Consider the following 11,700-nt stretch of genomic DNA (forward strand, 5'->3'; position numbering starts at 1 on the left):
CTCGGGACGGACGCGGCGAGAGCCGGCGCCGTCCGCCCCGTCCACCCCGTACCCAAGAGTTTCCGCAGCAAGGAGCGACAGTCGTGAGCGACCACCGCGCACAGCACGCCGACGCGTGGAGCGAGCCGACCGCCGTGTACGCGACCGAGAGCACGGCCTCCGCGGACCCGGCCGGGCCCGCCGCCCCCGCGCCCGTCACCCCGGCCGACGCGGCCGACGCCGCCCGGCTCGTCGCCTTCGGACTCCAGCCCAAACTGCTGCCCGCACGGGACGCCGAATACGCCGAACTGCTCCGCCGCTACCGGGAAGAGCCCGCTTTCGCCCGGCTCGCCGACGCCGTGGCAACCGGGCTCGGCCTGGTGGTGCTGGAGGTGTCCACCCGCGCCGGGATGGCCGTCACCGCCGGTGAGGACTCGGTCTTCGCCGTCCGCATGGGCGACTACGCCCGTCGCGCGTCGTCCGACTCCGCCGACCGGTTTCTGCACGGGCTCGCACATCTCGCCGTCGCCGCGATGGCCTTCCCCCGTCCCGAGGATCTCGCCGACGACGCGTACATCGGCCGGATCACCGTCAACGGCGTCGACTCGTTCGTACGCCAGGCGTGCCATCGGCTGGAGGAGCGCGCGGAGGAGCACGGCGACAACACCGACCCGGCCACCGACGCCCCCGGACTGGAGGCGGCCTGGCGCATCTATGCCCGGCGCAGCGCCACCGGAGCCACGAAGGACGCCCGAAGGCTGGCCGGTTCCACCACCGGCATCGTCGGCAAGGCCGTCGCCTTCCTCACCGATTCGGGCTTCCTCCAGCGCACCGGGGACGACGCCGGAGGCGCCTTCCGCACCACCGCCCGCTACCAGCTCCAGGTCCGCGACATGGCCGGTGGCGCCGCCATGGCCGAGCTGCTGGAGCTCGGAGTCGTACCGGTCAGCGACGGGACGGCGACGCTGCTGCCACCGCCCGACACCGACGACCTGGAGCTGGCCGCCGACGCCGGTCTGCCCTTCCACGCCTGACCGGTCCGCCCCCCCACCGCCGTTTCCCTCCCGCTCCCTGAACGACGAGAGTCCGCCGCCATGTACGAGCTGTCCCGGGTCCGCCTCTACTCCATCGGGCCTGCCGGCGCGCGCTATGCCGACACCGTGCTCGACCTGCGCGGAGTGGGCGAGCCCGTGCCCAACCCCGCCCCGGCCCAGGCGGAGTTCTTCGAGGAGGAGCCGGTCGGTCCGCCGCGCCGCCCCGCCCCCGCCGGGGTGCTCTTCCTGGAGAACGGCGGCGGGAAGTCGGTGCTGCTGAAGCTGATCTTCTCGGTGATGCTGCCCGGCCACCGCAACACCCTGGGCGGCGCCAGCTCCGGCGTGCTGCGCAAGTTCCTGCTCGCCGACGACTGCGGGCATGTCGCCCTGGAATGGCAGCACACCCTCACCGGCGAATGCGTGGTCGTCGGCAAGGTCAGCGAGTGGCGTGGACGCCAGGTCTCCAACGACCCCAGGAAGTTCGCCGAGGCCTGGTACTCCTTCCGCCCCGGGCCCGGACTCAGCCTGGACTCCCTGCCGGTCGCCGAGGCCACCTCCGTGCACCGCCCGGCCGAAGGCGCCTCCGGTGCGCAGGGCCGACGGCGCACGATGAAGGGCTTCCGCGACGCCCTGACCGAGGCCGGCAAGTTCTACCAGCACCTCGATGTCCACTGGGAGGAGATCCACGACCGCTGGAACGAGCACCTCGGCGACCTCGGACTCGATCCCGAACTCTTCCGCTACCAGCGCGAGATGAACGCCGACGAGGGCGAGGCGGCCGGCCTCTTCGCGGTCAAGAAGGACTCCGACTTCACCGACCTGCTGCTCCGCGCCGTCACCGACACCCGCGACACGGACGGCCTCGCCGACCTGGTGAGCGGCTTCGGCAACAAGCTGGGCCGCCGGGCGGAGCTGACCGCGGAGCGCGACTTCACCGCGGGCTCGGTCGATCTGCTCGGCCGGATCGTGGAGGCCACCGCCACTCGTTCCCGTGCCAGGGACATCCACGCAGGGGCTGAACGCCGCACCCGTACGCTCGCCCGCAGGCTCTCCGCCCGCGCGGGCCAGGAGCGCGGCCGGACCGCCGAGCTCGCCCAGCAGGTGACGGGCGCCGCACACACCGTCAGCACGGCCGAGGAGGCCCGCAGCCGCAGCGCCCTGATCGCCGCCGAACTGGCCTATCGGCACGCCTCCCTGGCCCTGACCGCGGCGGAGAAGGGCGCGGCCGCCCAGCGTCGCGAGCTGGGCGACGCCCGAACGCTGCACTCCGCCTGGCAGGCCGCCGAGGCCGTGCTGCGCCACCGCGCCGCCGCCGACCGGTCCGCACGGGTCGCCGTCGCCATCCGCGAGGCCGAGCGGGACGCCGCGCCCGCGCTCGCCGCCCGCGCCGAGGCCGCCGCCGATCTCGTACGGGCCCTGCACACCGCGGCGGAGGCCGGTGAGCACCTGGCCAACGAGGAGGAGGAGCGCTCCGGCACGCTCCAGGCGGTGGGCGAGACCGCCCACCGCGACGCCACCACCGCCGCCACCGAGGCCCAGCGCGCCCGCAGCGAGGCGGGACACCTGCGCCAGCGCCTCGCCGAGGTCGAGCAGGAGACGACGCAGGCGGTACGGGCCGGCTGGCTCGACGACACCGCGCCGGACGCCGACCCGGCGCGCGCCGCCCTCGCCGCGAGCGACGCCGAGCAGTCCGCCGTCGCCGCGTGGGACACCGCCAGGGAGGCCGCCCGCGCGGCGGCCGATCTGGCCAGGGAAGCCGCCGCCGCCGAGAGCCGCGCCGAACTCGCCGCGGCCCGTGCCGCCGACGCCGCACAGGCCGCGGAACAGTCGTACGAGGCCGAGCTCGGCGCCGCCGAGTCCCTCGCGTCCGACCACCGCCTGGCCGACCTGCTCGGCCTGCCCTCCGCGCAGGCAACCGGCGTCCCCCGGCCCCGCAGCGCGGCGGCCGGCACGGAGGCTGACCCCGACGCCCCGTACGGCGCGGACGGCCGCGGAACGGACACCGACCCGGCCGGCACCGACCGACGGTCCGCCGCCACCGGGGCGACGGCGCAGGCGGGACGGGCAGGGCAGCCCGCCCACGGCACCCACACCACCACGGCCGAACAGCCCGACGCCCACCAACGGCCGCTCACCGCCCAGGAATTCGACCGCAGCGCCGGCGAACTGCGCGAGCTCCTGGACCAGGGCATCGCGTCGGCCGAGCGCCGCCTCTTCGAACTGCGCACCGCGGCCGCCGACGACTCCCGCATCCTCGGCGCACTCGGCGACGGCGGACTGCTGCCGCCCGGCCCCGATGTCCTCGCCACGGTCGAGTACCTCGGCGAGCACGGCATCCCAGCCCTGCCCGGGTGGCGTTACCTCGCCCAGGCCGTCGACCCCGCCGACCACGCGTCCGTACTCGCCGCCCGCCCCGAACTCGTCGACGGTGTGGTCATCACCGACCCCGACTCGCACGCCCGCGCCCGCGATGTCCTGAGCGGCGCCGCCCTGCTGCCGCGCTCCGCTGTCGCCGTGGGCACCGCCGCGGCCCTGCTCGCCCCCGTCCCGGCGACCGGAGCGGGCTCGGCCGGGAGCGCCGAAGGGGTGTTCCTCGTCCCGCCGAACCCGGCGATGCACGACGAACACGCGGCCGACGAGGAGCGGCAGGCCCTCAGGAGCAGGGCCACCGCTCGCGACGAGGACATCCGGATCCTCGCGGCCCGCCTGGCCGCCGACCGCTCCCTCGCCGCCCGTATCGGCTCCTGGCGTGCCGACTGCCCGCCCGGCATGCTGGCCGAGCTCGCCGAGGCCGCGGGCACCGCCCGTACGGCCGCCGAGACGGCAGAATCCGCTCTTGCCGAAGCCCGTACCGTGCGCGCCGAGGCGGACGAGGCCGCCGCGGACACCGCCCGTGTCCGCGAGGAACGCCAGGAGGCCGCTCAGCGCGCCCGCCGTGCCGCCGACGCCCTCGCGGGCCTCGCCTTCCGGCTCCGCGAACGCGCGGGCTGGCAGGTGAAACTGCGCGAACTGGTCGACGAGGCGGCCGAGTCCGAGGCCCGTGCCACGGTCTGCCTGGAGCGGGCCCGTGCCGCCGACGAGGACCGCAGGGCCGCCCAGCGCGCCGCCGACGACGCCCGCCGCACCGCCCGCGCGCTGCGTGCCGAACGCGCCGAGATCGCGGGCGCGCCGGAGTACCTCCCGGAGCCCGTGGGCGACACCCCGCGCCCGGCCCTTCCGGCATTGCGCGAGGCGTACCGGGCCGCGTCCCAGCTGTACGAGAAGGTGGGTGTGGGCGCCGACCTGCGCGCCGAACAGGCGCGCGCGGAGAGCGACGAGAGCGCCGCCCTCGCCGAACTGGACCGGCTCACCAACAAGGTCCGCACCCGGGCCGCCCAGCTCCTCGAAGGCACGGACGGCGCCGACGGCCCGTCCCGGCAGGCGGCCGCCGCCCGCGCAGAGTCCCTGGTCCAGCTCCTGGAGACCAGGGCCTCCACCGCGAGCGAGCAGCTGGGCCGGCTACGCGGCGAGGCCGAGCGCCTGGCCCCGGTCGACGGCGAGACCCACCACACCGAACTCCCCGACGAACTGGTCCCGGCCGACGCCGAGCAGGCCCAGCATCTCCTGCGCACCGCCACGGCCGATCTGGCCTCCGCCACCGCGACCCTGGACACCGCCCGCGCCGCCCACGCCGAGCTGCTGCATGCCCACCGCACCGCCGAGGACTCGGCAGGCGGCTTCGACGAGACCGCGGCACTTCTGCGCGACCTCCTCAGGGACCACGGCGCGGACGACGACCCCGAGGTACCCGGGCCCTACCCGGGCAGTCTCGCCGAGGCCCGCCAGTCGGCCGCCGAGGCCCGCCGTTCACTGCGCGGCTGCGCGGCCGACCTGTCCGCGGCCGAGAGCGCCGTACGGGAAGCGAGCGACGTCCTCGTCCGGCACGCCAACTCCACCCGCTACGAACAGGTCCGCACGCCCGCCCGCCAGCAGATCCGCGAGCTGCCGGCGGCGGCGCTGCCCGAGCACGCCGAGAAGTGGGCGGCGGCCTTCGCGCCCCGGCTGCGCGTCCTCACGGACGAGCTGGCCCAGTTGGAGCGCAATCGCGACTCCATCGTCGACCGGCTCCGCGGCCTCGTGGAGTCCGCGCTCACCACGCTCCGTTCCGCCCAGCGGCTCTCCCAGCTCCCCGAAGGACTGGGGGAGTGGTCCGGCCAGGAGTTCCTCCGGATCCGCTTCGAGGAACCCGACCAGGCGACACTCACCGAACGGCTCGGCGAGGTCATCGACGAGGCCACCCGCGCAGCCCTCAGGAAGAACTCGGATCTGCGCAGGGACGGCATGTCCCTCCTGCTGCGCGGTGTGCAGGCGGCACTGGAACCCAAGGGCATCGCCGTGGAGATCCTCAAGCCGGACGCGGTGCTCCGTGCCGAACGCGTCCCGGTCGGGCAGATGGGCGACGTCTTCTCCGGCGGTCAGCTGCTCACCGCCGCCATCGCCCTGTACTGCACGATGGCCGCGCTGCGCAGCAACGACCGGGGCCGTGACCGGCACCAGCACCGGCACGCGGGCACGCTGTTCCTGGACAACCCCATCGGCCGTGCCAACGCCACCTATCTGCTGGAGCTCCAGCGCGCGGTGTCGGACGCCCTCGGTGTGCAGCTGCTCTACACGACCGGGCTCTTCGACACCACGGCGCTCGCCGAATTCCCGCTGGTCATCCGGTTGCGCAACGACGCGGATCTGCGGGCCGGGCTGAAATACATCAGCGTCGAGGAGCACCTGCGTCCCGGGCTGCCGCAGCAGGACCCGAACGGCGAGACGGTGCACGGCGAGATCACCGCCACCCGCATGTTCAAGCGCACGGCGACACCGCCCGAGAGTGCCCGGATCCCCTCCCCGGCCCCGTCCGTCGAGTGAGTACGGGCCGGCGTGAATCGAGCGCGACGAGTCAGTGCCACGAGGCAGGCGCGGGGAACGAGCACGACGGGTGAGCACGGTGGGCAGGGGCGAAGAACAGGAACGCCGCGCGGCGCCCGTCCCCTGACCACACCCCACCGGGGCCCGGACCTCTGGGCCGGACAGGGCCCGGAGCCCTCCGAGCCCCGGCCGCCCTGTCCGTCGGGCAGATCCGATGCCCTCAGAGCCTGTCGGGCGGCCTGTGATCGGGCGGACGCGGTCTGGCACGCACTCCCCCAAGGCCTCAAGGGCCAGGGGGGACCCCCTCCCGCGTTGCCGAAATGTCCTAGTAGCTCCGCTACGAGGGCATCCTGGCGCCTCGGAATCGCACGCACCAGACCGCGTCCGCTGTCCGATCGAAGGCTGCCCGGCAGGCTCTCAGGCCCGCGAGAGGCCGCCCGCGCCCCGGCGGCGTATCCGGGCTTCCTCACGCTGCGCGGTCCGCGCCGTCCGGCGGGCTCTGCGGCGCTCACGGCGCAGCTGCCGCGCCGAGCTGCTCGGCATGGACACCACACCGTTGCGCTGATTCCAGACCTGCCGGGTGATCCAGACGTCCAGCACGGACCAGGTCGCGCCCACCGTGCTGCCCACGCTGCTCAGCACCATCGGAAAGGCCAGCCAGGACCCCGTCAGCGTGCAGAGGAACGCCACCATGGCCTGGGTGATCGTCAGCGACATGATGAGCACGGCACGCACGGCGGCGGTACGGACCGGGTCGGGCATCCGTCGCCGCGTCGCGGGCTCCTCCACCCAGAGCTGCCGGCGCTGGTGCGGGATCTTCACCCCGCCGGTCACCGCCGAGGCCGGTGCCCACGGCACCGGGCTCCGACGCTCTTCCGCATCCAAGGACCCTCAACTCCCCACCGCTCTCCGACTTCAGGGTTGCTGCCCGGCATGCGTGGCTTCTACGCGGGCGGATCGGACCATCCTGCCCCGGACACTCCCCGTGTTCTCCCTGCCCCGTACAGAGAGACGAGTGAACGGCTGTGAAGATTCCCCCGATCCGTCATCGAGCGAAGAATTCCAGCCAACTGCCCTGTCGGGCAACGCGGAGCTCTGACAGGTCTCTTCTGCCGCTTTCGCGAATTTCATCGCCCGGAATACCGGGACAACTCATGATCGACGTCGGGGAGTGCGGCTGAAAATCGTCCGGACATCTCTTCGGATTGTCTCTCTGTCGGTAGTAGGCTCGCGCCGTTTGTTGACGGAACACGACCCCCGCCCCGTGGGGTCGGGCTGGGGGAGGCCATGCGCTTTCGCGGGAAGTCCATCCGCAGGAAGATCGTGGCACTGCTCCTGGTGCCGCTCGTCTCCCTCACCGGACTCTGGAGTTTCGCCACCTTTCTGACAGGGCGCGAGGCTGGCCACCTGATGAGTGCGAGCACCGTCGTGGAGAAGGTCGGTCATCCTCTGGAGGACACCGTCCGCGCCATTCAGGACGAGCGCCGTCAGACTCTCGTCTTCCTCGCCGATCCCCGGGCCTCCAACGCCCTCCCCCTTCTGCAGCGCCGACGCGCGACCACCGACCGTGTCGTGGCGGACGTCAGGGACAGCGCGCGGCAGAAGGACATTCGCGACGCGCTGCGACCCGAGGACGAAACGCAGCTGAACTCGGTCCTCGGCACCGTCGAGGGCCTGGGCGCGCTCCGCGATTCGGTCGACGAACGCACCATCGACCGCCTGAAGGCAATGGAGTTCTACGACCGGCTCATAGATCCCTGCTACCGCTTTCTGACCGGTCTCCGCACGATGGAGAACGTCTCGATGGACAAGCAGGTCCGTGCGCTGGCCGGCATCTCGCGAGCCCGCGAAATGCTCTCCCGGGAGGACGCCTTGGTCGCGTCGGCACTCATCGCCGGACGGCTGACCGCTTCCGAACTGCGCCAGATCTCCGACCTCGTCGCCAATCGCAAGCTGCTCTACGAGATCAACGGCGAAATGCTGCCCGCGTCGGAGCGCCAACGCGTGGAACAGTACTGGGCGAGCCCGGACAGCGAAGCGCTGAGGACCGCGGAGAGCCGGCTCATCGACGCGGGTCCCACCGACGAACCGCGTGCGGTCGACGCCGAGCGCTGGCAGGAAGTGGCACCGCCGGTCCTGGACCGGCTGGCCAACGACTCCACCGAACTGAACAACCGCTTCCAGGACCGCGGAAAGCCGGCCGGCTACAGTATTCTGATCAAGGCGGGGATCGCGGGCGTCCTCGGCTTCCTCGCCCTGCTCGCCTCGGTGTTCGTCTCCGTGCGCATCGGCCGGGAGCTCATCCGTGACCTCTCCCGGCTCCGCAAGGACGCCCATGAGGTCTCCGGGATACGGCTGCCGAGTGTGATGCGCAGGCTCGCCGCGGGCGAACAGATCGACGTCGAGACCGAGGCACCGCACCTGCAGTACGAACGGGACGAGATCGGCCAGGTCGGCCAGGCCCTCAACACCCTGCAACGAGCCGCTGTCGAAGCCGCGGTGAAGCAGGCGGACATGCGGCGCGGGGTGTCCGAGGTCTTCGTCAACCTCGCCCGCCGCAACCAGGTGCTCCTGCACCGGCAGCTGACGCTCCTGGACACGATGGAGCGCCGCACCGAGGACACGGACGAACTCGCCGACCTCTTCCGTCTCGACCACCTGACCACCCGTATGCGGCGCCACGCCGAGGGCCTGGTGATCCTCTCCGGTGCCGCACCCTCCCGTCAGTGGCGCAAGCCGATCCAGCTGATGGACGTGGTACGGGCAGCGGTCGCCGAGGTCGAGGACTACGAGCGGATCGAGGTCCGTCGGCTGCCCCGCATCGGGGTGGGCGGCCCCGCCGTCGCCGACCTCACCCATCTGATCGCCGAACTTCTGGAGAACGCCACCGTGTTCTCGCCCCCGCACACCGCGGTCCAGGTGCACGGTGAACGCGTCGCCAACGGCTTCACGCTGGAGATCCACGACCGTGGACTCGGCATGCCTCCCGACGTCCTCCTCGATGCCAACCTGAGGCTCGCCGAGACCCCCGAGTTCGAACTCTCCGACACCGACCGGCTGGGCCTCTTCGTGGTCAGCCGCCTCGCCCAGCGGCAGAACGTCCGTGTCTCGCTGCAGAAATCTCCGTACGGTGGCACGACCGCCGTCGTCTTCATCCCTGCGGCGCTGCTCACCGACGCCCCGGAGACGCACGGCACCGGATTCCGCCTCGACCGCCGGTCGGAGAAGGCGATCGGCGGCGGTGCACGGGCAGCCGGTCAGGGACCGGGAAGCGACAAGGACCGCAGGGACGGGGTGCCGGACCGCCGGGCCAACGGCAGGCCCTCCGGCCTCGCCCCCGTCCCCACCGGCCTCGTCGACCCGGCCCTCCTGGACGGGCCCGTAGAGCTCGAAGGGCCCGTCGGAGCACTGGGCTTCGAGAGCGACCCCGTACTCGATCCGCTGCTCGACGCGGGCCTGGACCCCCTGCTGGGCGGCGCTTCCGACCTCGACGACTCCGAAAGCGAACGCGGCGGAATCTTCCGCGCCCGCGATCTGCGCCGCGACGGCGACCGCGAGCAGCACCAGCAGGCCTCCGACCAGGTGGGGGAGCCGGCGGCCGACGCATGGGCGAAGCGCCCCGTTGCCCCGGTGCCGCTGCCCCGCCGCAAACCTCCGACGCTGGTCACGGAGAACGGCCGCCGGGTCGACGAGGCGGGCCGATCCCACCCGACGACCGCCGAGCGCGATCCCGCACCCGGCCCGGCCGACGCCGACGGCCCCGGCGCCGACAGCGGGGTCAGGCCCGTGGCCGCCGGTCCCTGGCGCCCCGCCGCCGGCACCGACAGGCCCACCGAGCCGCGACACCCCACAGAACCCCGGCAGCCCACCGGCTTCCGGAAGCCCGCCGAGCCGGGCACACCGCCGCGGTCCGTTCCACCGGCCGAGCCCGGTACACCCGCGGAGGCCGACTCACCCGCCGAGCCCGCGCCCCCGGCCCGTGAGACCGTGGGCGGGCTGCCCCGGCGCATCCGGCAGGCCAGCCTCGCCCCGCAGCTTCGCGAAGTCACCGGCGGCCGTGACGCGGATCCGGCCCGGACGGAATCGGCTCAGGACTTCGAACGGGACGCGGACGAGGTACGCAGCCGCATGGCTTCGCTCCAGCGCGGCTGGCAGCGCGGCCGCCGGCAGAACGCCGAGGACGTGACCGGTCCCGGTGACACAGCACAAGGAACCACTCCGGGAGGGGACGGTCGATGACCGCACCGAACGCCGCAGCACCCAACGCCGCACACCGGGGCACAGGCCGGCTCAATTGGCTCCTCGACGAACTCGTCGAGCGCGTCGCCAGCATCCACAAGGCGCTGGTGCTCTCCAGCGACGGCCTCGCCACCGGCACGTCCAAGGACCTGACCCGTGAGGACAGCGAGCATCTGGCGGCCGTCGCCTCGGGGTTCCACAGCCTCGCCAAGGGCGTGGGGCGCCACTTCGACGCGGGCCGGGTCCGCCAGACCGTCGTGGAACTGGACGAGGCGTTCCTCTTCGTCACGGCGGCCGGTGACGGCAGCTGTCTCGCCGTGCTGGCCGACGCCGACTCCGACGTCGGCCTGGTGGCCTACGAGATGACGCTGATGGTGAAGCGCGTCGGTGCCCACCTGGCCAACGCACCCCGGACGACCGGTCAGTCCGCCGGGGGGTGAGTGGACGGAATGAGCGCTGACTCCTCCAGATCACCGGCCACGCCCACGGACCCGCAGGCCTCGCGCTGGTACGACGCCGACGCGGGACCGGTGGTCCGTCCGTACGCGATGACCCGAGGCCGTACCAGCAGCGCCTCCCGTCATCGGCTCGACCTGATTGCGGTCGTCGTCCCCGAACCCGCGGCCGACGACCCCGGCCGGGACCAGACGCTCTCCCCGGAACACGTGGAGATCGTCGAACTCTGCAGTGACATGCCCCAGTCGATAGCCGAACTCGCGGCCTTCCTGGACCTCCCCGTCGGGGTGGTCCGGGTGCTGGTCGGCGATCTCGTCGAGGACGAGCTGGTGCACGTAACCCGTCCCGTTCCGCCGGCCGAACTGCCGGACGTGAACATTCTTCGCGAGGTGATCAATGGCCTTCGGGCGCTCTAGCCGCAACAGGCGGCCCGTGGAGCCCGTTACCCTGAAAATCCTGGTGGCGGGCGGCTTCGGAGTGGGCAAGACGACTCTGGTCGGCGCGGTCAGCGAGATCAGGCCGCTGCGCACGGAGGAGAGACTCAGCGAGGCGGGCCGCCCGGTGGACGACCTGGCGGGTGTGGAGGCGAAGACCACGACCACCGTGGCCATGGACTTCGGCCGGATCACGCTCCGCGAGGATCTGGTGCTCTACCTCTTCGGTACTCCGGGGCAGGACCGGTTCTGGTTCCTGTGGGACGAACTGGCCCAGGGCGCGCTGGGGGCGGTCGTGCTCGCCGACACCAGGCGACTGGAGGACTGCTTCGCGGCGGTCGACTACTTCGAGCGCCGCGCGATTCCGTTCACCGTCGCCGTCAACTGCTTCGAGGGGGCCGACGCGTTCCCCGTCGAGACGGTGCAGGCGGCACTGGACCTGGATCCGGAGGTACCGGTGGTCATGTGCGACGCACGCGACCGTTCCTCCGCCCGGGACGTACTGGTGACGGTCGTCGAGCACGCAGTGGCCCGCGTGGAGCGTCCGCGCGAGCCCGCGACGACCTAGTGTCCTGCGCCAGGAATTCGATCAAGATATGCGGCGAGGCGTTCGAGGATCTCGTCGGCGCTCTTCGTCCAGGCGAAGGGGCGGGGGTTCT

General features: G+C 72.8%; 7 protein-coding genes. 6 read left to right on the forward strand and 1 reads right to left on the reverse strand.

From position 1 onward, the window contains the following. Positions 1–83: 83 nt before the first annotated feature. Positions 84–1,013, forward strand: a complete 930-nt coding sequence (locus ABZ826_RS27985; protein WP_361453984.1) for a hypothetical protein — start codon at positions 84–86, stop codon at positions 1,011–1,013. 60 nt (positions 1,014–1,073) lie between these two features. Then, a complete protein-coding gene (locus ABZ826_RS27990) occupies positions 1,074–5,912 on the forward strand; it encodes a hypothetical protein (RefSeq protein ID WP_361453987.1) in 4,839 nt (1,612 codons plus the stop codon). Between the two features lie 417 nt (positions 5,913–6,329). On the opposite strand, the gene ABZ826_RS27995 is transcribed toward ABZ826_RS27990, so the two are convergent. Next, positions 6,330–6,770, reverse strand: a complete 441-nt coding sequence (locus ABZ826_RS27995) for a hypothetical protein (RefSeq protein WP_361453990.1) — start codon at positions 6,768–6,770, stop codon at positions 6,330–6,332. A gap of 429 nt (positions 6,771–7,199) precedes the next feature. On the opposite strand from ABZ826_RS27995, the gene ABZ826_RS28000 reads away from it, so the two are divergent. The 4 genes from ABZ826_RS28000 to ABZ826_RS28015 are packed head-to-tail and all read left to right on the forward strand — an operon-like array spanning position 7,200 to position 11,609. Then, on the forward strand, positions 7,200–10,151 hold the full coding sequence (locus ABZ826_RS28000; RefSeq protein WP_361453993.1) for a nitrate- and nitrite sensing domain-containing protein: 2,952 nt from the start codon (positions 7,200–7,202) through the stop codon (positions 10,149–10,151). Beyond that, a complete protein-coding gene (locus tag ABZ826_RS28005) occupies positions 10,148–10,591 on the forward strand; it encodes a roadblock/LC7 domain-containing protein (protein WP_361453996.1) in 444 nt (147 codons plus the stop codon). The genes ABZ826_RS28000 and ABZ826_RS28005 overlap by 4 nt, the downstream gene beginning before the upstream one ends. 9 nt (positions 10,592–10,600) lie before the next feature. Continuing rightward, a complete protein-coding gene (locus ABZ826_RS28010; RefSeq protein WP_361453999.1) occupies positions 10,601–11,023 on the forward strand; it encodes a DUF742 domain-containing protein in 423 nt (140 codons plus the stop codon). Then, positions 11,004–11,609, forward strand: a complete 606-nt coding sequence (locus tag ABZ826_RS28015) for an ATP/GTP-binding protein (protein ID WP_361454002.1) — start codon at positions 11,004–11,006, stop codon at positions 11,607–11,609. Before ABZ826_RS28010 ends, ABZ826_RS28015 begins: the two co-directional genes overlap by 20 nt. Positions 11,610–11,700 lie beyond the last annotated feature (91 nt).

Source organism: Streptomyces sp. NPDC047515, from assembly GCF_040643055.1.
Lineage (GTDB): Bacteria > Actinomycetota > Actinomycetes > Streptomycetales > Streptomycetaceae > Streptomyces.